Source organism: Frankia sp. Hr75.2 (genome assembly GCF_949319125.1).
Classification (GTDB): domain Bacteria; phylum Actinomycetota; class Actinomycetes; order Frankiales; family Frankiaceae; genus Parafrankia; species Parafrankia soli.
This window is the reverse complement of the sequence record NZ_CASGGV010000320.1, coordinates 13,524-39,256: the sequence shown is the minus strand read 5'-3', so window position 1 is coordinate 39,256 and position 25,733 is coordinate 13,524. Positions and strand designations below refer to the sequence as shown.

Here is a 25,733-nt window from a genome sequence, read left to right as displayed (position 1 = left end):
GCCCGGGGGGGCCCACAACCCCGCGGGAGCGGTTCCAGGGGAGGTCGGAGATGACGGTGGACGAGCAGCGTTCCGAGGAGGCGCTGCGTACGCCATCGGAGGCGAATCCCATCCGGGTGCTCATCGTTGACGACCATGCCCTGTTCCGGCGCGGCCTGGAGATGGTCCTGGCGCAGGAGGTCGACATCGAGGTCGTCGGTGAGGCCGCCGACGGGGCGGAGGCGGTCACGATGGCCGCCGAGATGGCGCCGGACATCGTCCTGATGGATGTCCGCATGCCCAGGCGCGGTGGGATCGACGCCACGAGCGCCATCAAGGAGAAGGTGCCCAGCGCGAAGATCGTGATGCTCACGATAAGTGACGAGGAAGCCGACCTCTTTGACGCCATCAAGGCCGGCGCCATGGGCTACCTCCTCAAGGAGATCTCGATCGACGAGGTCGCCGCGGACATTCGGGCGGTCTACAACGGCCAGAGCCTCATCAGCCCGTCCATGGCCTCCAAGCTGCTCAGCGAGTTCGCGGCCATGATCAAGACGAAGGACGACCGCCCGCAGCTCCCGACACCGCGGCTGACCGACCGGGAGATGGAGGTCCTCCGCCTGGTCGCCAAGGGGCTGAACAACCGGGACATCGCCAAGCAGCTCTACATCAGCGAGAACACGGTGAAGAACCACATCCGGAACATCCTGGAGAAGCTCCAGCTCCACTCCCGGATGGAGGCGGTGGTGTACGCGGTGCGGGAGAAGTTGCTCGAGATCACCTGACGGCCTCGCGCCCGGCGGGCCCGCGGTCGGTGTCCGCCGAGCCGCGCGGCGGCGGTCAGCCGGGTCCGTTGGCGAGCCGCAGGGCGGCGGTCAGACGGGCGGGTCCGTGGCGAGCCGGGTGCCGATCCAGCAGTCGTGGCGGACGCCGTCCCCCAGGACGATCGCGCTGCGCAGCGTGCCGTCGAGGGTGAACCCGAGCTTCTCCGCCACCCGGCGGGAGGCGTGGTTTCCGACCGCCGCGCGCCACTCGACGCGTTCCAGCCCAAGGGCGCCGAACCCCCAACGCAGCAGCGCCGCCGCCGCCCGGGTGGCCACGCCCTGGCCGCGGGCGTCGGCGGCGCACCAGTAGGAGATCTCCGCGTCCCCCTCGTCGGTCAGGTCCTGCAGGGCCACCGATGCCAGGAGCGCTTCGGTGGTGGCGTCGACGACGGCCAGCGGCGTGCCCGTCGCCGTCGCCCACGCCTCCGGCGCCTGCCGGCAGACGAAGTCCTCCGCGTGGTCTCTCGTGTAGGGAACGGGTACCCGCGTCCATCGCGGAATCTCGGGATCCTGACAGGCCCCGCACACGGCGTCGACGTCCGAGGCCTTCCAGGGACGTAGGTGCAGCGCACCCGCGGTGATCTCGACGGGCTCGAGCGGAATCCGCTGGACGGCGCGCTCTGCGCCCGGCCCAGGCCGGCGCGCGGGGGGCAGCCAGGGGCCGGGGACGGGGCCGGGACCGGATCCGGTGTCGGAACGCATACCGCCACGATGCCAGCACCCCGGGCCGCGGCGGCGTGCTCGCGGTCCGCCGTCGCCACCCGATTCGGTGGTGGGCGCGAGACGTTTCCGACGATGGCCGGGGGCCACGGCGCGCGTTGCCAGGCCGGGCACGGGCGCCGCCGCTCGGTCGTTGTGTACTCGCGGGGGAGGGAGACGCCGCGGCGACCTGGGCGCGGTGCGCGGCTCCCGATCCCGGCGCGCCGCCGCCGGTCCGAGGACGGGCCGTGGGTGGCGATCGAGGGGCTAGCATCTTGGTTGTCGGTGAGCCTCGCCGACATGCCTGCCGGAGGAGTTTCGCCGTGGTTCTAGACAAGATCTTGCGTGCCGGTGAGGGCCGGATTCTGCGCAAGCTCAAGGCGATCGCCGAGCAGGTGAACCTCATCGAGGACGACTTCACCGGTCTGACCGACGCCGAGCTGCGCGGGATGACCGACGAGTTCCGCCAGCGCCTGGCCAGCGAAGAGGAAACCCTCGACTCGTTGCTGCCCGAGGCGTTCGCGACGGTGCGCGAGGCGGCGCGGCGCACGCTCGGCCAGCGCCATTTCGACGTCCAGATCATGGGCGGCGCGGCGCTGCACCTGGGCAACATCGCCGAGATGAAGACCGGTGAGGGCAAGACCCTGGTCTCCACGCTGCCGTCCTACCTGAACGCCCTGAGCGGCAACGGCGTCCACATCGTCACGGTGAACGACTACCTGGCCCAGCGCGACGCCGAGAACATGGGCCGTGTCCACCGCTTCCTCGGCCTCACGGTCGGTGTCATCCATCCCCAGATGCCGCCGTCGGTGCGCCGCCAGCAGTACCGGTGCGACATCACCTACGGCACGAACAACGAGTTCGGGTTCGACTATCTGCGCGACAACATGTCCTGGAGCGCCGAGGAACTGGTCCAGCGCGGCCATCACTTCGCCGTCGTGGACGAGGTCGACTCCATCCTCATCGACGAGGCACGTACGCCCCTGATCATCAGCGGCCCGGCCGACAACCCGACCCGCTGGTACACCGAGTTCTCGCGGATCGCCCCCCTGCTCGAGCGGGACGTCGACTACGAGGTCGAGGAGGGCAAGCGGACGGTCTCGATCAGCGAGGTCGGCGTGGAGAAGGTCGAGGACCAGCTCGGCATCGAGAACCTGTACGAGTCGGTGAACACCCCCCTCGTCGGTTACCTCAACAACGCGCTGAAGGCCAAGGAGCTCTACAAGCGAGACAAGGACTACATCGTCACCGACGGTGAGGTCCTCATTGTCGACGAGTTCACCGGTCGCGTCCTGCACGGCCGCCGTTACAGCGAGGGAATGCACCAGGCGATCGAGGCCAAGGAGAAGGTCGAGATCAAGCAGGAGAACCAGACCCTGGCGACGATCACTCTCCAGAACTACTTCCGGCTCTACGACAAGCTGTCCGGAATGACCGGTACGGCCATGACGGAGGCCGCCGAGTTCCACCAGATCTACGCCCTCGGCGTGGTGCCGATCCCGACCAACAAGCCGATGGCTCGCATGGACCAGGCCGACGTCGTCTACAAGACCGAGATCGCGAAGTTCGACGCGGTCGTGGAGGACATCGCCGAGCGGCACGAGAACGGTCAGCCCGTCCTGGTCGGCACGACCAGCGTGGAGAAGTCGGAGTACCTGTCCAAGCAGCTCACCAAGCGCGGTGTCCGGCACGAGGTGCTGAACGCCAAACACCACGAGCGCGAGGCGATGATCATCGGCGAGGCGGGCCGGCGCGGCGCGGTCACCGTGGCGACGAACATGGCCGGCCGAGGCACCGACATCATGCTCGGCGGCAACCCCGAGTTCATCGCCCAGACGGAGCTTCGCCAGCGCGGCCTGTCTCCGATCGACACCCCGGACGACTACGAGGCGGCCTGGCCCGAGGCGCTGGAGAAGGCCCGTGCGTCGGTCAAGGCCGAGCACGAGGAAGTCGTCAACGCCGGTGGCCTCTATGTGCTCGGCACCGAGCGGCACGAGTCCCGCCGGATCGACAACCAGCTGCGCGGCCGTGCCGGCCGTCAGGGCGACCGCGGCGAGTCCCGGTTCTACCTCTCCCTCGGTGACGACCTCATGCGGTTGTTCAACGCTGCGGCGGTCGAGGGCATCATGGACCGCCTCAACATCCCGGACGACGTCCCGATCGAGTCCAAGATCGTGACTCGCGCGATCCGTTCCGCGCAGACCCAGGTCGAGGGCCAGAACTTCGAGATCCGCAAGAACGTCCTCAAGTACGACGAAGTCATGAACAAGCAGCGCACCGTGATCTACGAGGAGCGCCGCAAGGTCCTGGAGGGCGCCGACCTGCACGAGCAGGTTCGCCACTTCGTTGATGACACCGTCGAGGGCTATGTGCGCGGCGCGACGGCCGACGGGTACCCGGAGGAGTGGGACCTCGAAACCCTCTGGTCGGGCCTGGGCCTGCTCTACCCGGTCGGCGTCGACGCACCGGGCACCGACGACCGCGAGGGGCTGACCTCCGACCTTCTGCTCGAGGATCTTCAGGCGGACGCGCAGGACGCCTACGACCGGCGTGAGGCCGACCTCGGCGACAAGCCGGACGGCGAGGCCGTCATGCGTGAGCTGGAGCGCCGGGTGGTGCTCGCGGTACTCGACCGCAAGTGGCGTGAGCACCTCTACGAGATGGACTACCTGCAGGAGGGCATCGGCCTGCGGGCGATGGGGCAGCGAGACCCGGTCGTGGAGTACCAGCGCGAGGGCTTCGACATGTTCCAGACGATGATGGAGGGCATCAAGGAGGAGTCGGTCCGCCTCCTGTTCAACGTCGAGGTGCAGGTAGCGGGGCGGGACACCGACCAGAGCGGCACCGCGCCCGAAGGAGCGCCCGCGGCCCCGGCCGGCACGACGCCCACGCCGGCCGCCCCGGCCGAGCGCGGCTCCGTGTCCGTCGGCGCGGTGCCGCCGGTCACCCCGGCCGTGCCCGCACCGGCGCAGCCCGCGCGGACCGCTCCCGAGCCTCCGCCGGCCCCGGTGCCGGCGTCCCCGCCGCCCGTCTTCGTCAAGGGCCTCGAACCGCACCGCCCGACCGGCGGACTGCGTTACACGGCGCCGTCCGTCGACGGCGGCTCGTCCACGGTGACGACCGTCGACAACGGGTCCGAGCTGTCCCGTGCCGGCGGTGGTGGGCCGCGCTCGGCCGGCGGCGGCGTGTCCCGCGGCGCTGGCGAGGGCGGAACGGCCCGCCCGGCACGCAACGCGCCCTGCCCCTGCGGCTCGGGGCGGAAGTACAAGCGCTGCCACGGCGATCCGGCCCGCCGCAACGACTGACGGAACCACCGGAAAGCCAGAGGTGGGGCGGGTGCGTCGCCGGAGCTCTCCGCCCCGCCTCTGGCCGGTTGGCTGAGCTGGCCGGTTGGCTGAGCTGGCCGGTTGGCTGAGCTGGAGAATCAGCCGAGCTGGAGGGTCGTCACCTGCCAGCGGCCGGCCGCGTGCTCCATCCGCAGCGCGAGCGCCCGCACCCTGGGACCCCTGCTGACCACGGCGCTGACCTCCGCGACCCCGGGCAGCGGCTCGCTGACCCGCACGCTGCGCACCTGAGAAGGCTGGCGGGTGGCCAGGGACGAGGCCGTCCGCTGGAAGTCGCTCTGCAGGGCGGCCGTGCTCCAGGGGGCCAGATGCGCGGCCGGGCGGGCTCCGGACAACACCTCGACGATCACTCGTACGACGACGGCCGCGGTCCGGCGCGGGTCCGGTGACGTCCCCGGGCCCGTCGGTGCCCGTGCCGCGAGCCGCGGTGCCACCGCGGCGGCGGTGGCGCCGTCTGCCGCGGTAGCACCGTCCGCCGACTGGCGCGCCGGCGTGCGGGTCGTTCGGGCGGGCCGCGGCCACGGGAGGGTCCGTTGGTCCGGCAGAAGGTGGCGGGCGGCGCCGCGTTCGGCGCGGGACACCGTCCTGACCGGCGCGCCCATGGCGGTCGACGGGGCGTTTGGCGTGGTGGTCGGCGCCGCTACTCGTGAATACCGGGCACCCGCGGACCGGTCGGTTCCCGGGGCTCGCCCGGCCGGCGCGGTCTGCTCGGGTGAGACGGTTTCGTCGTCGTAGGGCGGGTCGATGGGACGCACGGGCATCAACCGGGGCGTTGTGGCGACATGGGGACGCAGGCGACGGGGCAGGGTCAGGGCGGTCGTCGCGGTCACGGCGGACCTTTCGGGGGATGGTGGGGCGTCATCGCCCAGGCACCGAGGGACCTGGGCCGGGCAGGTGGCTGTAGCCGGGGTCAGGGACTGGGCGGCGGCAGGAGCCGCTGGCCGGGAAGAAGAAGATCCGGGTCGGGCCCGATCACGTCGGCGTTCGCCGACCACCAGCGCGGCCACTCGGCCGCGATCTGATCGGTCGTGGCGGTAGGCCCGAGGTGACGGGCGACGATCGTCCACAGGCTGTCTCCGCGCAGCACGACGACCTCCGCGGCCGCGCCCGGATTCGTCGGGGGAGTGCCCGGGGATGCGCCGGGCGCCGTGCCCGGCGTGCCCGTGCCGAGCGGCGCGGAGGGCACGAGGGGATCACCCCCGCCGTTGCCGGAAGGCGCGGAAGCACTGGGCGCTGCGGCGGCGGGCGTCGGAGCGGTGGTGCTCGGCGCACTGGGGGCCGGTGCACCTGGGGTCGGGTTTGTGGGCCGTGGCGTGCTGGCGCTGGACGGCTGGCCGGCCTGGCCCGGCTGATCGGTGTGCTCGGCCCGGTCGGGATGGCCGAGGAAGGGCCATCCGCGCGCGGTCGCCGTGGCCGATCGGTCCGTGGGCGCGGCGCCGGGGTCAGGGGCGGCCGTGGCGGGATCCGGCGGCTGCTGCGCACGGGTGGGTGGATCGGCCGCGCTGACCGGGGTCATCGGCACGACCTGGACGTCGTCCGGCAGGCCACGCCCGGCGCCGGACGCCGCGTCGGGGTGGCCCAGGTAGGGCCAGCCGCGCTGGGACGCGGCCAGCCCGCCCGTCGGCCCGATAGCCGGGGCGCCCGCCGAAGCGTCCGCTGACACGCTCGCCGACGCCGTGGCGGCGGGCGGGCCGGTGGCGGCCGAAGCCGGGCTGGCGCCGAGAACGGGGCTGACGCTCGCGGCCACGAGGGTCACCCCGAGGCCGATTTCGACGATCCGGCGCACCGCGCTGGGCAGGACCCGGCGGGCGAGCGCGGCGAACACCCGGCCGGCCGCGCCCGGCAGCGCGGCCAGGACGCCGAGCACCACTCCGGCGCACAGCCACAGCAGGCAGATCCAGGCGATGATGCCGAGGCAGTTGGCGAACGCCAGCTCCGGCTCGTCGGCGAACCACGTGGGGATGTCGCCGGGGCTCGACGGCAGGTCCGCCAGCCGCGGGCCCAGCAGGATCAGCACCGCCGCGACACCGAGGGCGAGCACGGCGCTGCCCACCCTGGCGGCCGCGTCCCGCCGCGCCCCTGAGATCATCTTTGGTGACCGTCCGTCCGGGTATGGGAGCGGTGCCGGCCATGGGCGATGTACCGGCTGTGTCGGGGTACATCGCTCATGGCCGGCATGGCTGCTATCGGTAGCCATGTCGGCCTCCGGATTGGCTCGGGGTCAGGGAGCCGAACTACGGCAGAGGCCGTTTGGTTACGTTTGCTTGTGTAACCCGCCGAAAGGCGTATGTCAATCCGTCCTGCTTCGTCTGATCGGGGTCGTGACGGTTGACCTGTAGAAATGGAGGTTGGCGCCGCGATGCGCTGGGAGGACCTGTTCGCCGATCTTGAGCTGCAGTGGGAGGCCGTCGAGGCGGCCGAGCTCGAAGCGGAGATCGCTGACCGGACGCGGCGGGAGGCCGGTTACCTCCGGCTGCTCGACCGGTTGCGACCGGCGGTGGGCGCCGAGGTGAGATGCCTGCTGCGGGGCGGGCCGACGGCCGGCCCCGCAGCCGTCACCGGGCGGCTCACCGCGCTCGGGGTCGACTGGCTCCTGCTGTCCGAGTCCGGCCCGGCGGAGGTGCTGGTGCCGAGATCGTCGCTGCTCGCGGTGCGCGGCCTGCCGACGGTGTCGGCGCAGCCTGGGCACGAGGGCCGTCTCGCGGCCCGGCTCGACCTGCGCCACGTGCTGCGCGGCCTGGTGCGCGACCGGGCGGCCTGCGCGGTCGCCCTGCTCGGAGGCGGGCAGCTGACCGGGACGCTGCTGCGCGTTGGCGCGGACTTCGTCGAGCTCGCCGAACATCCGCTGGGCGAGTTCGCCCGCCGCGGCGAGGTGCGCTCCGGCTGGACGGTGCCCCTCGAGGGCCTCGCGTTCATCCGGCGCGGCTGAGCCCACGGCGACCGGCGCGGCTGAAACCCCGGCGACCGACGGCCGGACGTCCAGACGCCCGGCCCGGGTACGGGTGTTCGGGGTGGGTCAGTCCTCGGGCAGGGTCTCGTTGCGGCTCATCGGGTTGGCGGCCACGAAGGCGCGGGTCTGCTCGTACGCGCGTTGGATGTAGGCCTCGAGCTCGCTGCGCTCGACCCGCCACTGGCCCCGCCCGCCGATCTTGATGGCGGGCAGCTCACCGGAGCGAACGAGAGCGTACGTCTGGCTGGCAGAGATGTTGAGGATCTCTGCCACGTCGCTGAGCTGAAGGAAGCGGTCGTTCATCAACGCCTCCTCTCCGGTGACGGTCGGCGCGTCTTACCTGTGTATCAGACTTCCCGCCTCGCATCGCGTTCGAATGCCTCGGCTTGTGGATAACTGCTCGCGATACCGATCGGTGGGACCGGCAACCGGTACCGGCCGCCAGGCCCAGACGCGCGGCCGGCGGGCGACCTCCTTATGCCCGTCGCCGCCGCCGCGCATCGCCGGGGCCCAGCCAGGCGTCCTATGTGGGGAAAGGTCGTAACGCGGCGACGGTGACGGCTTGATGCTGTATCACCGTTTCGACTGGGTTCGGGATCGTCGGCCACGTACGCTCTGCGACCGGGGTGTGTTCTTCGGTGGCCGTCATAGGACGTCGCCGGCACGGCACATGCCGCCGCCGGTGAGGACGACCGTTGGTGAAGATCGCCGCGGGCGAGGAGTGAGGAGGGCCCGGTGACCGAGCTGACCGTCGCGCCGGCGCGACCGGAGCCGACCCCGCCGGTGCCGCCGTCACCCCCGGCGCGCAGGCTCGGGCGCCGCCGCTGGCGCGACTCGCGGCTGCTGATCGGCGTCCTGCTGGTGCTGGTGTCCGTCGTCGCCGGCGCGCGCCTGTTCGCGACCGCGGACCGGACCAGGCAGTGGGTGGTCGCCGCCGCCGACCTGCCGGCCGGCCACATCGTCGTCGACGGCGACCTGACCACGGCCACCGCCCACCTGGACGGCGCGACGTCGGACCGCTACTACCCCGGTGACCGTCGCAGCGAACTCCTGGGCGCCACCCTGGCCCGTCCGGTCAGCTCGGGCGAGCTCCTGAGCGGCGCCGACTTCGCCGGCGAGGGCGCCGCCGCGACCAGGCTCGTCCCGGTGATCGTCAAGGCCGGGCGGGTCCCCGACCTGTCCCCCGGCGATCACGTGGACGTCTTCGTGTACCAGCCGGGAGCCGCCGCGCCGCCCGAGACAGGCGGCGACCCGGCGCAGCCCGCGCAGGAGGGGCAGGCCGTGGCCGGCGCGGGCGTCGAGATCCAGGTGCTGCACGACGTCGAGTTCGTCGCGCAGGACAGGCTCAACAGCGGCGACCGGTCGCTGTCCCTGCGGGTTCCGGTGGATGACGCCATCCGGGCGGTGGCGGCGTCGCAGAGCGAGCGGGTCGACGTCGTGAAGCTGGAGCGGGACGCCCGCGGCGAGGTCGGATCGGGCGGCCCGTCCTCCGCTCCGGGGTACGGTCGGTGAGCCTGCCGATCCTGACCGCCGTCACCGACTCGGTGGTCGAGGCCGGCCTCGTCTCGGCGTTCGACCGTCGTGATCTCGGTGTGACGGTCGTCCGCCGGTGTGTCGACCTGCCCGATCTGCTTGCCGCCGCGACGACCGGGGCCGCCCGGGCCGCCCTGCTGTCGGCCGATCTGCGCCGCCTCGACAGGGACGCCCTGGTGCGGCTGGCGGCGTCCGGTGTGGCCGTCGTGGGCCTGATCGCGCCGGGGGACGAGGACGCCGACCGCCGGCTGCGCCAGCTCGGCGTCGTCGCGGTGATCCCGGCGGACGCGACCGCGGAGGCGGTGGCGGGTGCGGTCGTGGAGGCGTCGCGCGCGCTGGCCGACCTCGCCGGTCCGCCCGCGCTGCCCGCGGCGTTCAGCGAGCCGCTGATGGGTTTCGACCCACTCGCCCCGGCGGTGCCGGCGGCCGACCAGACCGAGGCCGGCGAGCCCGGTGAGGGCCGGGTGCTCGCGGTCTGGGGGCCGGTGGGCTCGCCGGGGCGCACGACGATCGCGCTGGGCCTGGCCGCCGAGCTCGCCGCTCTCGGCACCCCGACCCTGCTCATCGACGCGGATTCGTACGGCGGTTCGGTCGGCCAGCACGTCGGGCTGCTCGAGGAGGCGCCGGGCCTCGCGGCAGCCGCGCGCTCGGCGAACCAGGGCCTGCTGGACGTCCCTCGCCTGGCGGTGCTGTGTCGGGATCTCGGCGGCGGTCTGCGGGTGCTGCCGGGTATCTCGCGGCCGTCCCGCTGGCCGGAGCTGCGTCCCGCCTCCATCGAGACGGTGCTGGCGCTGTCGCGCCGGCTCGCGTCGTTCGTGATCATCGACTGCGGCTTCTGCCTGGAGACGGACGAGGAGCTGTCGTTCGACACGGCCGCGCCGCGGCGCAACGGCGCCACACTGGCCGTGCTCGGCGCGGCCGACTCGGTGCTCGCCGTCGCGTCCGCGGAGCCGGTCGGGCTGGTTCGCTTCGTCCGTGGGCTGTCGGAGCTGCGGGAGGTGGTTCCGCACGTCGATCCGCTGATCGTGGTCAACAAGCTGCGGGGCTCGGTGGTGGGCGGTGACCCGCGTCGTGAGGTGTCGCGGGCGATGGCCCGGCACACCGGCCGCGAGCCGGTGGCGCTCGTCCCCTACGATCTGGCGGGCCTGGACGCGGCAGCCGCGTCCGGTCAGCTCCTGCGCGACATCGCCCCGGCATCGCCGGCCCGGCTTGCGGTGCGGGATCTGGCCGCGCTCCTGGCGGGGGTGTCCGGTTCGGGGCGGCGCCGGCGCTCCGCGCTGCGCCGCGCTCAGCGCTGACCGCTCCAGCCTGGTGTGCCCCAAACCGGTGTGCCCCAAGCCGGCGCGCCCCAAGCCGGTGCGCCCCAGCCCGGCGCGCCTCAGGTCCGGCCCACTCGGCCCCGCCCGGCTCCTCGCGTGTCGTCCCGACACGCCCCGACGCGCCGGCCGTGGGCGGTCTCCGGAAGTCGTTCCTCCGGAGTGTGCCTAACTGGCATCACGAATCTCTCAGGTGACATTTGGCCCAGTCCGGGGGATTTCGTCCGTCCAGCTATGGCTGCTGTGACATTCGGTGGCCCTCGGCGGCGGCGGTCTGCGCCCGCTGCGGTTACGGGGAGCGATTCGGGGGCATCGAATTGTCGAACGGTTCCCCGCGAGTAGTGGCGAAGCCCTGGCATTGGGTGATAAGGGGGTTGGGAACCACGTCCAGCGGTGAGCGACCTGCTGCAAATCGTGCAAATCGTATCCAGCCTGAGTGGCGGACTCGCCGCGATCCGCATCAATGACCTGTCGGATGGTGAACCGTTGCTTTCGGGGACGTTAAGTTAGTGTGTGCGTGTAACGTCGCCACCCAGCTCAGCGTGGTGACGGGGGCACGTCGATGCTCGTTCGAGACGGCTGGGGGTGTGTCGGGTGAGCCGGGAGTACGCGAAGGCCGTGGGTGGTCGCCTGCGGGCAATCCGGATCCAGCAGGGGTTGTCGCTGCAGGGCGTCGAACAGAAGTCGCGCGGTCGGTGGAAGACCGCCGCGGTCGGCTCCTACGAGCGCGGCGACAGAATGATCAGCGTTCATCAGTTGTCGGAGCTCGCCGGTTTCTACGGTGTTCCGGTGTCAGCGCTCCTACCAAATGAGGATCAGCTGCCGCCGCGGGAACGCAGGCCCCGTACCGTGCTGAATCTGGAGAAGCTCGCCGAGGCGCCGCCCGATTCGTCCGCACTGGTACGCAGATGGGTCGCGCAGATTCAGCGCCAGCGCGACGACTACGCCGGGCATGTGCTGTCGATCCGAGACGGCGACGTCCGGGCCCTGGCCCTGCTGCACGACACGACGCCACAGGAGTTCGCCGAGCGGCTGCGGGCCTGGGGAGTGCTCGAGACCAGCTTCCCCGAGGAGAGCGAGCCGCCGGAGTAGGCATCGCGGCGCCGGCCACGGCACCCCGCGTCGACGCGGGCCGGGGCGGGCTGCGGGCCGGCACAACTGCCGGGCCGGCCCGGTTGTACCTGATGGGGCGCGGACGGCCCGCGCGCGGGAGCGGCGACATCGGTGTCGTACGCGCACCACGACCCGTGTGCGTGGCCGGGTGCACCGCGTCGGGAGGTGACGCAATGCCGAGGAAGCGGGCTTCGCGCAGGGGGCTGGTGCTTGGCGCCGGCGGAGTGCTCGGCTCAGCCTGGATGATCGGCGCACTGTGGGCCGTCGAGTCCGAACAGGCCATCGACGTCCGGGATCACGACCTGGTACTCGGGACATCCGCCGGATCGGTCATCGCGGCGCTGCTCGGCCTGGGGGTCGGCGCGGACGTGATGGTCAATTCCGAGCGTGGGATCTTCGAGCCGGGCTCCCCCGTGCTGGACTACCGCGATCTCGGAGCGTCCCTGCCGCCCAGGCCGCGGATGCGGATGGGCTCGCCGCGGCTGCTGACCACGACCGCTCTGCATCCCCGGCAAGCGACGCCGATGGTCGCGCTGGCGGCGCTGCTCCCGCAGGGCCGTGGCCAGATCGCCGCGATCGGTGATCTCGTGACCGAGACGGCCGCCCGGATCGAGCATCCGCTGGACGCGCTGGCCGCCAAGCGCTCGGCTGCGGTGCCCCCCGGCGCGGGCCGGGGACGTCAGCCCGTCTCGTTGGCGGCGAACGGCTGGCCGCGGTCCCCCCGGCTGCGCGTCGTCGCGATGGACTTCGACTCGGGCGGCAGGGTGCTCTTCGGTTCCCCGGACGCGCCGCGGGCGGCCCTGCCCGACTCGGTGATGGCCTCGTGCGCCATCCCCGGCTGGTACGCGCCGGTCAAGATCGCCGGCCGGCGCTTCGTGGACGGCGGCACCAGATCACCGGCGTCCCTGGACCTGCTGGTCGAGGAGGAACTGGACGAGGTGCTCGTGCTCGCGCCGGCCTGCTCCTTCGACAGTGACCGCCCGCGTGGCGCCATCGCCCGGGTGGAGCGGCAGGTGCGCCGGGCCGCGACGCGACGGCTGGCCCGCGAGATCGAGCTGCTGGAGGCTGCCGGCACCCGGGTGACAGCGCTGTGCCCGGGTCCGGAGGATCTAGAAGTGATCGGCGGGAACGTCATGGACCTGACACGCCGCGCGGAGGTGTTCGAGACCTCGCTGCGAACCTCGGCCGCCGCCCTGCGAACCGCGCTCGGCGCCGACACGCGCCCCACCCGTCCCATCCGCGCCACGCGGGCGGCGGGAACAGCGACGGCGGGAACAACGGCTGGCCCGGGTGACTCCGGTGCCACCGCGAGCGGTCCGGGACGTCGCGCCGGTGGCCGGGAGGCACTTGGCCGCGCGGCGGCGACCACCGCCGCGGACCAGAAGGCGGACCTCGGTCTGGTCGGCTGACAGCGGGTTGCCACACTGGGCACATGCGTGTCTACCTTCCCTCAACGCTGACGGCCGCCCGCGCGGTGCTGCACGAGCGGAAGGTGCCACCCGGCATGGCGTTCGCGGTCACTCCCGCCGTGCGGGAGTGGTACAGCCAGTCCGACGTCGAGGAGATGGAGTTCGCGGCGCTGCAGGACGCGGCCCGGGCGAGCCTGCGGCTGCTCGACGCCGACCCCGAGTCGCCGCCGCGGCGTTTCGTCTTCGCCGCGGACGTCGACGAGCGGCTGGTGCGCGTTCGCGACGACCTGGATCGAGGCGCGGTCGAGGTCCTCGAGTCGGTGCCGCTGGCCGCCGTCCGGGCCGTTCACTCCGACGACCCGTCGGACGCCGAGGCCCAGGCCGCGGTGCGGGCCGCCGTCGCGGCCGTGCTGGAGGCCGACCTCGGCAGCGACGACGCGGCCTTCGTCGTCGACGGCGCGGAGGGGTTCGAGCTCCTCTGGTTCGCGACGCAGGAGCTGCCGGACCTGCTCTGACCGGGCCCGCGGGCCCGCGTACACCCAACACCCACGCCTGACACCCACGCAGGACGTCGTTGCGGGACGAGCCGGAGTCGGCGTGATGACAATCGGGCAACAACCAAGAGGCGATGTTTGTCGTTGGATTGATGTAGAGAAGATGAGTTGACGAGATCTGTTGGTCGGGCGTTGTCGTAAGTGGGTGACGAGGCGGCGGGTCTGAGGTGACTTGTCGTCCTCACGTTGCTCATGACTCCCCGCGGCGGGCATCGATCAACGCACCGAATAGTGTTGTTGCTGAGCTGGTTGCTCACCCAATAGCTCGTCTTGCGGAGCGTGTGCATGGTCCGGTTTCGGCTGGTCCGTCGCGTGTTCCGCGGCTTCCCCGGGGTCGACGTGGGCGTTCCGTCGTGCGTTCCTTGATCTCGGTGCATCTGTGGCGTGACGTAGGAGGCTGGTGAACCGTGCTCTATCTCGCTGGGCAGATTCTGGTATTCGTGCTGCTGGCGATGATCGTCGGTGCGGCGCTCGCCTGGGTCTTCCTCGCCGCGCCGGTTCGGCGCCAGCAGGCCGCGCAGGCCCGTGCGGCCAGGGCGGCCAGGGCGCGGGCCGCTCGGGGCGAGTCGGCAGGAGGGGGCGCCACCTCGGCCTCCACCCCCGGTCGATCCGGCGGCGCGCCCGCGCGTGATCCCGGCGTCGACAGCGACCGGGGCGCGCGCCACCCCGACCTCGTTGCAGCCGACCCTGTGACCGAGACGAATGCCGGGTTCGGGCAGCCTCTCGACGACGACACCTGGCCGCCGCTGGCGCCCAGGGTCGAACAAGCGGATCTCGCCGACCTGATGGCGCGCCTGGGTGACCAGGAGGAGCGGTGGGCCGCGGAGAAGGCGAGCCTGACGGCCCGGCTCGCCGCCGCGGAACAGCAGGCCATCGAGTCCGAGCAGCGAGTCGCGGCGGCCGAGTACCAGGTCGCGATCGCGCAGGCGCGGATCGGTGAGATCGAAGCGGCGCTGCACGCGGCACCGGCCGTCGACGCGGGCACCGCCGGCGTCGCCCAGCCGGAGGACGCCCCCGTCACCCCGGACGCAGCCGCACTCGCCGACCACGGTGATGTCACAACTGTCGCCGACCTTGCCCGGGAGACGGTCAGGCTGCGTGAGCAACTGGAGGAGGCGGAGTCGCGCGCGGCCCGGTTCTCCTCCCGGCTCGCCATGGTCCGCACCGACGCGGAGGCGGCGCAGCGGCAGGTCGCGACGATGAGCACCCGCCTCGACCGGCACCAGGCCGAGTGGGCGGCAGAGCGGATCAAGCTCCTCGCCCGGATCGCCGAGGCCGAGGAGACTCGGCCGGCGGCATCGCTCCCCCCGGTATCCGTTGATGAGCCCGAGGCCATCGCAACGGTCGAGCCCGTTCAGGCCGAGAGCGAGACGGACCAGGTCGCGGACGAGCCGAAGGAGGTCTACGCGGTGCACGAGGCGCCGGCCGAGCAGGAACTGACCGAGCAGGAGCCGGTCGAGGTCGAGCCGGTTGAGGTGGAGCCGACCGAGGAGGAGCCGGCATCATCCTCGGTCGAGCTCACCTGGGCCAGGGAGTCGATCGAGGCGGAGCACCTGACCTCCACGGGGCCCGGAGCCTTCGAGGCCGGCCCGTTCGTCCATGTCATCCCGGGGTCCCGTGACGACGACCTCGAACTGATCGGCGCGGCGCTGGTCGGCGCCGCGGCCTCCGCGGGCGCCACCGGGCGCCCGGCGGTGGGCACGCTCGCCGGCGGATGGAACGCGGGTCCCGAGTCGGCGGGCCGGTTCCACCTCTCCGGGGCGTCGTGGGGAGGCCCGGCCGAGCCCGTGCTGTCCACCGACAACCTCAAGGAGATCGTCGGGGTCGGGCCGGTGACCGAGTCGCGGCTGCGGGTCCTGGGCATCACGACGTTCCGCCAGCTGGCCACGATGGGCGACACCGACGTCGACCGGCTGGCGAAGAAGCTGGACGGGTTCGGCGATCGGATCGTCACCGACGACTGGATCGGTCAGGCGCGTGACCTTCAGGCCCGGCACCACAGCGGCCTGGCCTGAGGCGCCGTTCGCACCGACGCACCGGACGAGTGGGCCCCGACGCCCGAGCCCACTCGTCCCGTCAGTTGGCGGCTGGTCAGAGCCCCGAGATGAGACCCTCGATCTCGGCCTCGACGATGCGCCGATCGGTCACGTCGACGTACAGCCACAGGTGGCCGTGGTAGCCGTTCGGTCCCGCGAGCGGGATGTGGCTGCGTTCGAACACCCTGCCGTCGGCGAACATGACGGCCTCGCGGCGGGTCGTACGGCGCCGACGCAGGAGGGTGTCCAGCCGGCTGGCGAAGCCTGCGGGGTCCTCCACCAGGCCCGGTATCGGGCGCATCTGCGTCCGGCAGTCCGTGCCGACCAGGTCCACCGGCGACTCGGCCAGTTCGAACAGGTCGCAGTACGCCTGGTTCACGGCCACCACCTGGGCGTCCGCGTCCGCGACGAGGACTGCCGAGGGCAGCTCGGCCAGCAGTGTGGTCAGCCAGCGCTCGCGCTCATGACAGGCGTCGGAGAGCCGCCGGACCTCGGAGAGCACGCACCCGCACGCACCGTCGCCGCTGGCATGGTGGGCTCCGGGTGGCCCCGTGATCAGGGGCTCCGACCGCTGCGGGGGTACCGGGCGCCAGAAGGCCCCCGGCGGCCGGCCGCCAGCCTCCGGCGCGCGGCCCGGCACCGGAGGTGGTGGCCCCGGCAGTGCTCCGTGCGGGCTGACCGCCGCCCGCCATTCGGCTCCGGGCGGCAGGGCGCCGCCCCGGGCCGACCCCGAACGGGGAACGTACGAGGGAAAGCCCTGTCCGTCAGCGCCGGCCGAGTCAGCACGAGAGGGGTCGGCACCTGCGGGGTCGGCGCCGTCCCGTCCGCCGTTCACCACCGGACCGGTGGAGCCCGGCCCGGTCGACCGGGCCCGCGCCGGGCCGGGCAGCTGCCCGGTGAACGGCGGCTCCGCGAACGGCGGCTCTTTGAACGGGTCCTTGAACGGTGGCTCCGGGAAGGGCCGATCGAACGGCGGGTCCACGAACGGCGGATCGAACTCGGCGGACAGCGGGCGGCGGGGTGCGGGCACCGCCCAGCCCGGTCTGTCGTGGTCGCTGACGCCGTCGGATGGGTACCAGAGATCGTCGGTGACCACGTCGAAGCGCTCGAGTTCGTCACGTAGCAGCTCGATGGTTTCCGAGCACAGACTGCCGAGGTCGTCGAGGTCGTCACCGATCGGCGAGTCGATCCCGGCGGTCTCCGGCGCCGCGGAGCCCTGCTCGCCGAGCGCCGACCCGGATCCCCGTTCGAACGCCACCGCGTCCAGACCGTCGGCGGGGATACCCGTGGGAGCGGAGGCGCTGCCGTCCGGCACGGCTGTGAGGGTTCCGGCGAAGCGGCGGTGGCCGTTCTCACCGACGACGGCCGCAGCGCGCAGTATCGCCGTCCGGGCGGATCCGTCCGGACGGAGCAGCCGGATCTGAACCGTCAACTCGTCACCCTCAGTGACCAGCTGGCGCCACTGGCTGGTGACGGCCCGGACGTCCTCCGGATGCACGGCTCGTTCCCAGCCTCGCCCGACCGCCTTGTCCCGGGAAACTCCGGTCAGCACGGACCACTGCCGGTTCACAAAGACGTGCCGGCCTGAGACATCTGCGGTGAATATCCCGACCGGGCAGTTGTCGACAATTCGCCGGAAGACGTCCCATGCGGTTGCGAACATATCGGCGGGGTTCGCGTCGTGGTCGGCGTTCATCGCAGGTCCCGGGAAGGCGTCGGTCGGGGGGCCGGCATCGCGGCCGGTATGGGTGGTGACGATGGAACAGCTGTGCCCGGTGGGCGTTCGGTGGGGCGGGACGTTGGCTGACCGGGCACGTGAATGACCCCCGAGGCAGGCGTCGGCGGCGGTCGGCGACCTGGAAGGTGGTGTGGGGGAGTTCCACCGGTCGGCGCGGACCGCGCGTTGTCGGTTTCCTGTGTGGTGGTGCGACGTACGGGTTTCTGACCGCCGGCAGGTTACCGCTTCGGCGCATCGATGGTGGCGCACGCGGTCGGCGTTTCGGCGCCGATCTGATTTCCGTATCCATTCATCGGGACAGGGCCGCGGCGGTCGCGGGTACCCGCCGGGAGGGGATGGTGGGCCACCGCGGAGCGGACACCAGCGCCGAGAGTGACACGGAAGATCGGTTACAGAGGGTAGTTGCCCCCTCGATGGGTGGTGGGATCTCGCGCGCTGCGTGGCTGGTAGTGGTCCGACCCGGCGCCGACGGCCGTCCGAGGTTGTGCGAACGTTGTTGCTTGCGTACCTGCTTGGAAGGGTTGATGTCGAGTGACCCGCTTCCTACGCTTCGTAGCTGATGTCCGAAGCGTGGGGGGCTGGCCGCGTGAATATGGAAGAGGAGCGGCGATTCTCCGTGGCGGCAGCACGCGGGAACTGGCCGGACGCGACCTCTCACGTGGAAGGAGAGGTCCGTGAACTGATCCGGCGGCGTTCCCTCGACCCGGAGCGGGAACCCGTCCTCATTCGTCAACTTGTGGACGCGGTTCTCGTCGACTACGAGGAACGTGCGCTCACCAGTGATCTCCCACCCGTCGTCGACCGGGATGCGACCGCTCGTTCGGTTTACGACGCCGTCGCCGGTTTCGGGCCGCTTCAACGCCATCTCGACGATCCGGCCGTGGAGGAGATCTGGATCAACGAGCCGGGCCGGGTGTTCGTCGCGCGGCACGGGCGCAGCGAGCTGACCACCACGATTCTCACCCAGGACCAGGTGCAGGACCTGGTGGAACGCATGTTGAAGTCGTCCGGGCGCCGGGTCGACCTCTCCACCCCGTTCGTCGACGCCATGCTTCCCGATGGCTCCCGCCTGCACGTCGTCATCCCGGACGTCACCCGGGTGCACTGGTCGGTGAACATCCGGAAGTTCGTTCTGTCCGCCGGCAGCCTCGACGAGCTCGTCGCCCTGGGGACGATCACACCGAACGCCGCGATGTTCCTGGAGGCGTCGGTCATCTCCGGCCTCAACGTCATCGTCGCCGGCGGCACCCAGGCCGGGAAGACGACCATGCTCAACTGCCTCGGCTCCGCCATCCCCGCCCGGGAACGGGTGATCAGCGTCGAGGAGGTCTTCGAGCTCCGGCTGCGCGCGCCCGACTGGGTGGCCATGCAGACCCGGCAGGCGAACCTGGAGGGCACCGGGGAGATCCGGCTGCGCCGGCTCATCAAGGAGGCGCTGCGGATGCGCCCGGACCGGATCCTGGTCGGCGAGGTGCGCCAGGAGGAGGCGCTCGACCTGCTCATCGCCCTCAACTCCGGCCTGCCCGGAATGTGTAGTCTGCACGCCAACTCCGCCCGCGAGGCGGTGACCAAGCTGTGCACCCTGCCGCTGCTGGCCGGCGAGAACGTCACCCACTCCTTCGTGGTCCCCACCGTCGCCTCCAGCGTGGACCTGGTCGTTCACCTGTCGAAGGAGGCGGACGGCCGGCGGCGGGTCACCGAGATCGCCGCGCTGCCGGGCCGCACCGAGGGCGACACGGTGGAGGTCGCCCAGATCTTCCGGACCCGCGGCAACATGCTCGTACGCGCCGACGGGTTCCCGCCCCATCCCGAGCGGTACCTGCGCGCCGGCTTCGACCTGCCGGCGCTGCTCGCTCCCAGCGAGCACGAGCGGGCGTACGCGCAGATCGCGGTCGAGCGCTGATGGGCATCTTCCTCGGCCTGCTGTTCGGTCTCGGCCTCTTCCTGATCGTGGCGAGCGGGCGTCCGCGGGCCGGTGGCGCGCGCGCCGAGGCCTCCTGGGCCCGCAACCTGCGCGAGACACTGGCCCAGGCCGGGATCCGCGGCGTCACCGCGCACCAGTTCGTCCTCATCAGCGCCGCCCTGGGACTGGTGGCCGGCCTGGTCATCCTGGTCTTCTCCGGCACGTTCTCGCTGGCCGTGGCCTTCGCCGCCTTCGCCTCGGTGCTGCCGCGCCAGCTCGTGCTGCGCCGGCGCCGGGCCCGCATCCACGACCTGCGCGAGCTGTGGCCGGACGTCGTCGACAACCTCGCCAGCGCCGTGCGCGCCGGCATGTCGCTGCCCGAGGGGCTGGCCGCGGTCGGCGTCCGCGGGCCGGCGCCGCTGCGCCCGGCGTTCACCCGGTTCGGCGAGGACTACCGCGCGACCGGCTCGTTCTCGACCTGCCTCGACCGGCTCGCCGACGATCTCGCCGATCCCGTCGCGGACCGCATCATCGAGTCGCTGCGGATGGCCCGAGAGGTCGGCGGCACCGACCTCGGTCGCCTGCTGCGCACCCTGTCGACCTTCCTGCGCGAGGACGCCCGCACCCGCGCGGAGCTGGAGACCCGCCAGGCCTGGACGGTCAACGCCGCCCGCCTCGCGATGGCGGCGCCGTGGATCGTCCTGCTGCTGCTCGCCAGTCGCGGCGAGAACATCCAGGCCTACGACAGCCCCACCGGGGTGCTGGTGCTCCTCGGTGGCGCCGGGGTCTCCGTCCTGGCGTACGTGCTCATGAAGCGGATCGGGCGCCTGCCCGAGGAGGGGCGGGTGCTGCGGCCATGAGTAGATCTTCGGACGGACGGGTGGGCCGGGAGCCGGGGGCGGCTCGGTGAGCACGGTGGCCGCGGGCGCGCTGCTCGGGCTCGTCCTGGGCGTCGGTCTCGTCATCGTGATCTACCGGTCGCCACCCGCGCGGAAGGTGCGGCTGGCCGACCGACTCGACCCGTACCTGCGCGACACGCCGGTCCCGTCGCGCCTGCTGGCGGACGGCGCCCGGCGCGGCGGGCACTCCGAGTCGGATTCCTCCGGCCCGGCGGGCGGACGTCCCATCATGGCGGGAGGCACGGCGGGGCGGTTCGGGCTCGGAGCGGTGGAGGCGCTGGTCCGACCGTTCGTCGAGGACGCAGCCCGCCGCCTCGACGGTTTCCTCGGCGGCCGGGTGGCCCTCAACCGGCGGCTCGTCCAGGCTGGTGGGCGCACCCCCGTCGAGGAGTTCCGGGTGCAGCAGGTGATCTGCGCGGTCGCCGGTGCCCTGCTCGGCGCCCTCGTCCTGGCGATGCGCACGCTGTTCGGGGTCGGGCCGCCCGCCCTTGTCGGGATCGCGCTGGTGGTCGCCGGCGCCGCCGGCGGGATCCTGGCGCGGGACTGGTGGCTCACCCGGGCGATCCGCGAGCGCGAGGACCGCATGCTCATGGAGTTCCCCACCGTCGCCGAGCTGCTGGCGCTCGCCGTCACCGCGGGGGAGTCCGCGATCGGCGCGCTGGAGCGGGTCAGCCGCCTGACCCACGGCGAGCTGGGAACCGAGCTGCGGCTCGCGCTCGCCGACGCGCACGCGGGCGCCTCGCTCGTGCAGGCCCTGGAGGGCATCGCCACCCGCACGTCACTGCCGCCGCTGGCCAGGTTCGTCGACGGCATGGCCGTCGCGATCGAGCGCGGCACGCCTCTGGCGGACGTCCTGCGAGCGCAGGCGGTGGACGTCCGCGAGGCGGGCAAGCGTCAGCTGCTGGAGGCGGGCGGGCGCAAGGAGATCGCGATGATGATCCCGGTGGTCTTCCTCATCCTGCCGACGACGGTGATCTTCGCCTTCTACCCGGCGCTCGTCAGCTTCACGGTGATCGCGCAGTGACCTGCGGCATCAGATCGAGCGGCATCAGATCGAAATGAGGGAGGGGACCATGAGAAAGTTCGGAGCGAGGGCCCGGGACGGCGGCTGGGTCGCGGCACGAGCGGTGTCGCGCTGGGCGGCGCGGCGGGAGCGGCTGGCCCTGCGCGGGGCCGACCGCGGGGACGTGCCCGGCTGGGTGATGGTGACCGTCATGACGGCCGCGCTGGTGGTCGCGATCGCCACCCTGGCGACGCCGGCCCTGCAGACGCTGTTCACCTCGGCCATCGAACAGGTGACCGGCATCGCCGGCGACTGAACGATCGCGGCTGTGCGCAGGTGGCCGCCACGGTTCCCGTGGCGCTGGGGCGGGCCGGCCGTCCCGAACGTCCCCGCGGATCGGGTGACCGGTGACGGTGACAGTGGGTCCGCGATCGTCGAGTTCGTCCTGGTCGGGACGCTGCTGCTGATGCTCATCCTGGGCGTCATCCAGGTCGGGCTGGTCCTGCACGTGCGCAACACCCTGGCCGCGGACGCCGCCGAGGGCGCGCGCCACGCCGCCAACCTGGAGGTACCGGCGAGCGAGGGCGGAACCTACGCCCAGCGGCTCATCGCCGAGACGCTCCCCGGCCGCGCGGACACCGTCTGCACGGGGCAGGACGAGGTCGGCCCTGGTGACATCCCCCTGGTCCAGGTGACCTGCACGGTCGTGGTGCCGCTCAGCCTTGTCCCACTCGGCGACGGCGTCACCGTGACGGTGACCGGCCACGCGGTCAAGGAGACCCCGTGACGCCCGAACCGACCGCCGCCGGTACGCACGCCGCGGGCCCGGCGCACGCCGCGGACCTGACGAACGTCGCGGGGCGTGCCGACCGCGATCAGGGTTCGGCGATGATCGAGTTTGTCGGGCTCTCGATCGTGCTCCTCATCCCGTTCGTCTACCTCTTTCTGGCCGTGTTCGCCGTCCAGCGCTCGGCCTTCGGCGTGACGCAGGCCGCCCGGGAGGCCGGGCGCGCCTTCGCGACCTCGCAGAGCGAGACCGCGGGTCTCGAACGCGCCCGGCTCGCCGCCCAGCTCGCCTTCACCGACCAGGGCATCGACGGCGCGCCCGAGGTCAGGTTCGCCCCGCAGGGAGCCGACTGCGGCGCGGGCAACCCGGGTGACGGCGCCGCCACTCTCGAACCAGGCGCCCGCTTCGTCGTGTGCGTCCGCGCGCACGTCGACCTGCCCGGGGTGGGCGCCGTCGCGGGCGGCCTCGCCGACGTAACCGTGAACGGCCAGTTCACCGTGGTCATCGATGCTTATCGTGCCGACAGACGAGAAACCCAGTAGTACCAGTGATTCCTGGTGTCATGGTGTTAAGTGGGATCACGCGGTTTTACGTCGTCCAGCGGACTTATTGCGGATTATGATCATGATTGGTACTGCCAGACAAACGGGCCCTGCCGTGGCCGGCTGGCGGCAGGGCCCCGTCGGGCGGGTGGCGGTCAGGCGACGGTGTAGCTCGAGTCGTCGAACTCGGCGGTGACCTTCAGTTTCCCGCCGAGGGCCTCGACGTAGGCGCGCAGAACTGACACGGAGACCACGTCGAGCTTGCCCCGTTCCACGTCCGAGACGCGGGGGCCGGAGACGCCCATCGTCGCGGCGACTTCACGTTGGGTCAGGGTACGGCTGCGCCGCACCTCGGCCAGCCGGTAGGCGTGGATCTCATCGTCGAGGCGGCGCTGCCCTGCCTCGCGGTCGGCGTCGCTGCGGAGCGGGTGGCCCGCAGCAGTCCGTGCCTGCTCGGCTTGGCGCTTGACGTCTTCCCATCTCAGTGCTGTCACCGGTATTCCCTCCCGTCGAGTTCGGCCAGATGGAGGTCATAGCGTTCGTCGGCCTGGGGTATGGCTGTCTCGTACCAACGCTGCCAGTCGCCGGACTTGTCCCCGGCTACGACCAGCACCGCCCGGCGGACCGGGTCGAACGCGAACAGGATCCGGATCTCGCTACGGCCCGTCGAAGCCGGTCGTAGCTCCTTCATGTTGTGGTGGCGCGAACCCCTGATCCGGTCCACCAGCGGCCGGCCGAGCGTCGGGCCTGTAGCCGCAAGCCGATCGATCGCGTCTTCAACGAGGTCGGCCGAGCGGGGGTCGTTCTTGGTCAGGTCAACGAACCATGCGGCGACATCGTCGACCAAGAGCACTTCCCAGCGCGACACTGCAACAGCTTAACCCAGAAGTTAAGTAGGGACTCGCCGATCTCAGGGTGGCGAGGTAGATCACTAGCCCCAGCCCTCGCCCCTCCAGCTGGGGACTGGCCCCGCTCGGAGGCGGAGCGGAGCGTCCAGGATCGCTCGCCCCGGTCGACATGCGCGCTGCCCCGAGGGTGGTCCCCGGCGGCTGCCGCGACGATCACGGGTAGTGATGATGGGAAGATCGACTGCACCACGGTAAACTGACGCACTTCCGCTCACGCCGGATCAGGCTCTTCACAGCTCAGCACAGCGGATAACGTCAAATGAACGGCCAGTTCACCGTGGTCATCGGCGCTTATCGGGCCGATCGGTCCGGCGTCTGACCAGTGCTCTTCGGGTGGTCAGCGGTGGTAGACGTCGCGGCGGTGGTCGATGGCGACGACCGTGACGGTCATGGCCTTGTCGTCGATGCGGTATATAACCCGGTAGGTCCCCCGCCGCGCGCTGAACCGGTCATCGAGCGGTGGCATGAGCCGTTTCCCGACCCGGTAGGGAGCGTCCAGGAGCGGCCCGGTGATCAGTTCGTAGACCGCTGCGGCCACGGTGTGGGGGAGACTCTCGTTGAGTGCGCGGCGGGCCGCTGGAGACATTTGGAGGACGTAGCGGCCGACGGGGTCGGTCATGCGGCGCCGAACTTGCGCCGCATGTCCTCGGCGATCTCCTCTGCCGTCACGACTTCGCCGCGAGCAAGCTCGGCGTCCGACTCGGCGAGCTGACGCATCGTCAGCGGGTCGCTCAAGATCGCGATTGTCTCCTCCAGGCGCTCCAGATCCTCGGCGGCCATCAACACGACGAAGTCGCGGCCGTTACGGGTGATGTGCACGCGCTCGTGCGTCCGATCGACCTCGTCGGCGATCTCGGACAGCCGGGCCTTCACGTCGGACAGCGGTAGCGTCTGCATAGACCAGAATTCTAGTCTCCTCTCAGGCGAGGGCTGGCCTGGTGCACGTGGACGGACGATGTTGGTTGAGGCATGCCGCGATGTCGTCCACGGTCGAGAAGCGGGCGTGGCCGTGGCGGAACCGCGCGGGCCGCGGGTCGAGGCAAGGGCTGGCTTGCGCTACCCGGCCTCTGGAGGGCGGCGGCGCGTCTCGTCGAACAGGGCGACGACTACGAGCTCGGAGCGGCCGCGCTCAGGGTCGATCTTCCACCCTCCGGCTCGGAGGGTGACGCTGATGGAAGATCGACGACACCACGGTGAACTGGCGCACTTCCGTTCGCGTCCGATCGGTGTCCTCGCTGCTCAGCACGGCGGAGAACGTGCAATGAACGGCCAGTTCACCGTGGTCATCGGCGCTTACAGAGAAGATCGTTCAGGTCTCCGACCTGCACACTCCATGACGACGGTGGTCACGGACCCGGCGTTCGAGGGCACGCCTGTGTCGACCTCGGCGTTGTGGCGGAGTTGCCAGGCCCGCGTGCCCAGAGGCAGCCGACCTTCAAGCCGAGACTCGACCGGGCTGGTACCGCAGAGCGACCGCCCCCGACCGGAACTCCTGGCGCCCCACGAGCTTCAGCTCGAGTCGCTCGCTCAGACCGACGAACAACGTCGGCCCGTGGCCCGCCAGGATGGGCTGCACGACAAACTCGTACTCATCGATCAATCCCAGATCCGCCAAGGCCAGCGGGAGCGTCACGCCTCCCACGAACAGGCCTCTTCCAGGCTCCCGCTTGAGCTGCTGAACAGCTTTCCCCAGGTCACCCTGCACGAGCTCCGCGTTCCAGTCGACCTGGTCCAGGGTGCCCGACACGACGTACTTCTTCGCCCCGTCGATCGTCCGGGCGAAGGGGGCCATCCAGTCAGCCATCCAGTCAGGCCACGTTCCCGTCGCCGGCTGCCGCCACGCCGCCTCCATCATCTTGTAGGTCACCCGGCCGAAGAGAAGGGCATCGGCTCGTTCCAGATTGGTGGCCCAGTAGCGATGCGACTCTTCGTCCGGGATCATCCCTACCCGGTGGTCGCAGCAGCCGTCGAGGGTGATGTTGATCGAGTATCGGAGCGGTCTCATGGGTGGCTCTCCCTGCTGCGGTCGCGGGCATCTGGCGGACCGTCATCAGACCGGCGCCGCCGCCATTTCTCCTCGGTCCCCCGTTCGGACCTGCTGGGAGGATGCGAGGATCGCGTAGCCGCAGCACCGAAGGACCGGCACCCTGTTCTGCCAGTGTCGCTCGAGGGCAGCACTGGCGAGGCTGTAAAGCC

25 protein-coding genes are annotated in these 25,733 nt (G+C 71.6%); 15 read left to right on the top strand and 10 right to left on the bottom strand.

Features of this window, described 5'->3' with window-relative positions; translation table 11 throughout:
* The first annotated feature begins 50 nt into the window (after window positions 1-50).
* A complete protein-coding gene (locus AC559T_RS28965; RefSeq protein WP_018505454.1) occupies window positions 51-764 on the top strand; it encodes a response regulator in 714 nt (237 codons plus the stop codon).
* Between the two features lie 90 nt (window positions 765-854).
* Here the strand turns inward: AC559T_RS28965 and AC559T_RS28960 are convergent, their stop codons facing one another.
* On the bottom strand, window positions 855-1,505 hold the full coding sequence (locus AC559T_RS28960) for a GNAT family N-acetyltransferase (protein ID WP_235014714.1): 651 nt from the start codon (window positions 1,503-1,505) through the stop codon (window positions 855-857).
* A gap of 320 nt (window positions 1,506-1,825) precedes the next feature.
* Here AC559T_RS28960 and secA point away from each other — a divergent pair, with 320 nt between their 5' ends.
* On the top strand, window positions 1,826-4,807 hold the full coding sequence (secA, locus tag AC559T_RS28955) for a preprotein translocase subunit SecA (RefSeq protein ID WP_498870735.1): 2,982 nt from the start codon (window positions 1,826-1,828) through the stop codon (window positions 4,805-4,807).
* A 119-nt stretch (window positions 4,808-4,926) separates the two neighbouring features.
* On the opposite strand, the gene AC559T_RS28950 is transcribed toward secA, so the two are convergent.
* Window positions 4,927-5,676 (bottom strand): Rv3235 family protein, encoded by a 750-nt coding sequence (locus tag AC559T_RS28950; protein ID WP_112108516.1) that lies wholly within the window; start codon window positions 5,674-5,676, stop codon window positions 4,927-4,929.
* 80 nt (window positions 5,677-5,756) lie between these two features.
* Window positions 5,757-6,935 carry a LysM peptidoglycan-binding domain-containing protein gene (locus AC559T_RS28945; protein WP_368953193.1) on the bottom strand — a complete coding sequence of 393 codons (1,179 nt, stop codon included), beginning with the start codon at window positions 6,933-6,935 and terminating at the stop codon, window positions 5,757-5,759.
* Between the two features lie 270 nt (window positions 6,936-7,205).
* Between AC559T_RS28945 and AC559T_RS28940 the strand changes: the two genes are divergently transcribed.
* Window positions 7,206-7,775, top strand: a complete 570-nt coding sequence (locus AC559T_RS28940; protein WP_112108538.1) for a hypothetical protein — start codon at window positions 7,206-7,208, stop codon at window positions 7,773-7,775.
* 87 nt (window positions 7,776-7,862) lie between these two features.
* On the opposite strand, the gene AC559T_RS28935 is transcribed toward AC559T_RS28940, so the two are convergent.
* A complete protein-coding gene (locus AC559T_RS28935) occupies window positions 7,863-8,099 on the bottom strand; it encodes a helix-turn-helix domain-containing protein (protein ID WP_020463281.1) in 237 nt (78 codons plus the stop codon).
* 432 nt (window positions 8,100-8,531) lie between these two features.
* Here AC559T_RS28935 and AC559T_RS28930 point away from each other — a divergent pair, with 432 nt between their 5' ends.
* The 6 genes from AC559T_RS28930 (at window position 8,532) to AC559T_RS28905 (ending at window position 15,736) form a co-directional block, all read left to right on the top strand.
* A complete protein-coding gene (locus AC559T_RS28930; protein ID WP_112108518.1) occupies window positions 8,532-9,308 on the top strand; it encodes an SAF domain-containing protein in 777 nt (258 codons plus the stop codon).
* The gene (locus tag AC559T_RS28925) at window positions 9,305-10,627 is read left to right on the top strand and encodes a CpaE/TadZ family protein (RefSeq protein ID WP_498870734.1); all 1,323 of its coding nucleotides are present in this window, start codon (window positions 9,305-9,307) and stop codon (window positions 10,625-10,627) included. Before AC559T_RS28930 ends, AC559T_RS28925 begins: the two co-directional genes overlap by 4 nt.
* A 612-nt stretch (window positions 10,628-11,239) precedes the next feature.
* Window positions 11,240-11,737: a transcriptional regulator gene (locus AC559T_RS28920; protein ID WP_020463278.1), complete on the top strand. Its 498-nt coding sequence runs from the start codon at window positions 11,240-11,242 to the stop codon at window positions 11,735-11,737.
* 194 nt (window positions 11,738-11,931) lie between these two features.
* The gene (locus AC559T_RS28915; RefSeq protein ID WP_498870733.1) at window positions 11,932-13,167 is read left to right on the top strand and encodes a patatin-like phospholipase family protein; all 1,236 of its coding nucleotides are present in this window, start codon (window positions 11,932-11,934) and stop codon (window positions 13,165-13,167) included.
* 23 nt (window positions 13,168-13,190) lie between these two features.
* Window positions 13,191-13,682 (top strand): DUF6912 family protein, encoded by a 492-nt coding sequence (locus AC559T_RS28910; protein ID WP_020463276.1) that lies wholly within the window; start codon window positions 13,191-13,193, stop codon window positions 13,680-13,682.
* 446 nt (window positions 13,683-14,128) lie between these two features.
* A complete protein-coding gene (locus AC559T_RS28905; protein WP_498870732.1) occupies window positions 14,129-15,736 on the top strand; it encodes a helix-hairpin-helix domain-containing protein in 1,608 nt (535 codons plus the stop codon).
* A 76-nt stretch (window positions 15,737-15,812) separates the two neighbouring features.
* Here AC559T_RS28905 and AC559T_RS28900 read toward each other — a convergent pair whose 3' ends face one another.
* Window positions 15,813-17,453: a PAS domain-containing protein gene (locus AC559T_RS28900; RefSeq protein WP_498870731.1), complete on the bottom strand. Its 1,641-nt coding sequence runs from the start codon at window positions 17,451-17,453 to the stop codon at window positions 15,813-15,815.
* 658 nt (window positions 17,454-18,111) lie between these two features.
* Here AC559T_RS28900 and AC559T_RS28895 point away from each other — a divergent pair.
* The 6 genes from AC559T_RS28895 to AC559T_RS28870 all read left to right on the top strand — a co-directional run bounded on the left by AC559T_RS28895 (window position 18,112) and on the right by AC559T_RS28870 (window position 22,629).
* Window positions 18,112-19,398, top strand: coding sequence for a TadA family conjugal transfer-associated ATPase (locus AC559T_RS28895; RefSeq protein ID WP_112108539.1), 1,287 nt, complete (start codon window positions 18,112-18,114; stop codon window positions 19,396-19,398).
* Window positions 19,398-20,258 (top strand): type II secretion system F family protein, encoded by an 861-nt coding sequence (locus tag AC559T_RS28890; RefSeq protein ID WP_071064603.1) that lies wholly within the window; start codon window positions 19,398-19,400, stop codon window positions 20,256-20,258. Before AC559T_RS28895 ends, AC559T_RS28890 begins: the two co-directional genes overlap by 1 nt.
* 46 nt (window positions 20,259-20,304) lie before the next feature.
* On the top strand, window positions 20,305-21,321 hold the full coding sequence (locus AC559T_RS28885) for a type II secretion system F family protein (RefSeq protein ID WP_071064609.1): 1,017 nt from the start codon (window positions 20,305-20,307) through the stop codon (window positions 21,319-21,321).
* 49 nt (window positions 21,322-21,370) lie between these two features.
* Window positions 21,371-21,616, top strand: a complete 246-nt coding sequence (locus AC559T_RS28880) for a hypothetical protein (protein ID WP_071064611.1) — start codon at window positions 21,371-21,373, stop codon at window positions 21,614-21,616.
* Window positions 21,617-21,628: 12 nt separating this feature from the next.
* A complete protein-coding gene (locus tag AC559T_RS28875; RefSeq protein ID WP_112108522.1) occupies window positions 21,629-22,087 on the top strand; it encodes a TadE family protein in 459 nt (152 codons plus the stop codon).
* Between the two features lie 101 nt (window positions 22,088-22,188).
* Entirely contained in the window at window positions 22,189-22,629 is a 441-nt protein-coding gene (locus AC559T_RS28870; RefSeq protein ID WP_368953200.1) for a hypothetical protein, read from the top strand.
* 155 nt (window positions 22,630-22,784) lie between these two features.
* Here the strand turns inward: AC559T_RS28870 and AC559T_RS28865 are convergent, their stop codons facing one another.
* The 5 genes from AC559T_RS28865 to AC559T_RS28845 all read right to left on the bottom strand — a co-directional run bounded on the left by AC559T_RS28865 (window position 22,785) and on the right by AC559T_RS28845 (window position 25,542).
* The gene (locus AC559T_RS28865; RefSeq protein ID WP_018635323.1) at window positions 22,785-23,123 is read right to left on the bottom strand and encodes an XRE family transcriptional regulator; all 339 of its coding nucleotides are present in this window, start codon (window positions 23,121-23,123) and stop codon (window positions 22,785-22,787) included.
* Window positions 23,120-23,497 carry a type II toxin-antitoxin system RelE/ParE family toxin gene (locus tag AC559T_RS28860; protein ID WP_498870730.1) on the bottom strand — a complete coding sequence of 126 codons (378 nt, stop codon included), beginning with the start codon at window positions 23,495-23,497 and terminating at the stop codon, window positions 23,120-23,122. The genes AC559T_RS28865 and AC559T_RS28860 overlap by 4 nt, the downstream gene beginning before the upstream one ends.
* 377 nt (window positions 23,498-23,874) lie before the next feature.
* Window positions 23,875-24,156: a type II toxin-antitoxin system RelE family toxin gene (locus tag AC559T_RS28855; RefSeq protein ID WP_131626566.1), complete on the bottom strand. Its 282-nt coding sequence runs from the start codon at window positions 24,154-24,156 to the stop codon at window positions 23,875-23,877.
* Window positions 24,153-24,434 (bottom strand): type II toxin-antitoxin system Phd/YefM family antitoxin, encoded by a 282-nt coding sequence (locus AC559T_RS28850; protein WP_112108529.1) that lies wholly within the window; start codon window positions 24,432-24,434, stop codon window positions 24,153-24,155. The genes AC559T_RS28855 and AC559T_RS28850 overlap by 4 nt, the downstream gene beginning before the upstream one ends.
* A 538-nt stretch (window positions 24,435-24,972) precedes the next feature.
* Window positions 24,973-25,542 carry a dihydrofolate reductase family protein gene (locus tag AC559T_RS28845; RefSeq protein WP_498870729.1) on the bottom strand — a complete coding sequence of 190 codons (570 nt, stop codon included), beginning with the start codon at window positions 25,540-25,542 and terminating at the stop codon, window positions 24,973-24,975.
* Window positions 25,543-25,733 lie beyond the last annotated feature (191 nt).

Bases quoted from the DNA above. Each gene is read 5' to 3' on its own strand.
- AC559T_RS28965 (WP_018505454.1), top strand. From the start codon at position 51: ATGACGGTGGACGAGCAGCGTTCCGAGGAGGCGCTGCGTACGCCATCG.
- AC559T_RS28960 (WP_235014714.1), bottom strand. From the start codon at position 1,505: ATGCGTTCCGACACCGGATCCGGTCCCGGCCCCGTCCCCGGCCCCTGG.
- AC559T_RS28945 (WP_368953193.1), bottom strand. From the start codon at position 6,935: ATGATCTCAGGGGCGCGGCGGGACGCGGCCGCCAGGGTGGGCAGCGCC.
- AC559T_RS28940 (WP_112108538.1), top strand. From the start codon at position 7,206: ATGCGCTGGGAGGACCTGTTCGCCGATCTTGAGCTGCAGTGGGAGGCC.
- AC559T_RS28935 (WP_020463281.1), bottom strand. From the start codon at position 8,099: ATGAACGACCGCTTCCTTCAGCTCAGCGACGTGGCAGAGATCCTCAAC.
- AC559T_RS28915 (WP_498870733.1), top strand. From the start codon at position 11,932: ATGCCGAGGAAGCGGGCTTCGCGCAGGGGGCTGGTGCTTGGCGCCGGC.
- AC559T_RS28910 (WP_020463276.1), top strand. From the start codon at position 13,191: ATGCGTGTCTACCTTCCCTCAACGCTGACGGCCGCCCGCGCGGTGCTG.
- AC559T_RS28900 (WP_498870731.1), bottom strand. From the start codon at position 17,453: ATGAACGCCGACCACGACGCGAACCCCGCCGATATGTTCGCAACCGCA.
- AC559T_RS28890 (WP_071064603.1), top strand. From the start codon at position 19,398: ATGGGCATCTTCCTCGGCCTGCTGTTCGGTCTCGGCCTCTTCCTGATC.
- AC559T_RS28880 (WP_071064611.1), top strand. From the start codon at position 21,371: ATGAGAAAGTTCGGAGCGAGGGCCCGGGACGGCGGCTGGGTCGCGGCA.
- AC559T_RS28870 (WP_368953200.1), top strand. From the start codon at position 22,189: ATGATCGAGTTTGTCGGGCTCTCGATCGTGCTCCTCATCCCGTTCGTC.
- AC559T_RS28855 (WP_131626566.1), bottom strand. From the start codon at position 24,156: ATGACCGACCCCGTCGGCCGCTACGTCCTCCAAATGTCTCCAGCGGCC.
- AC559T_RS28850 (WP_112108529.1), bottom strand. From the start codon at position 24,434: ATGCAGACGCTACCGCTGTCCGACGTGAAGGCCCGGCTGTCCGAGATC.
- AC559T_RS28845 (WP_498870729.1), bottom strand. From the start codon at position 25,542: ATGAGACCGCTCCGATACTCGATCAACATCACCCTCGACGGCTGCTGC.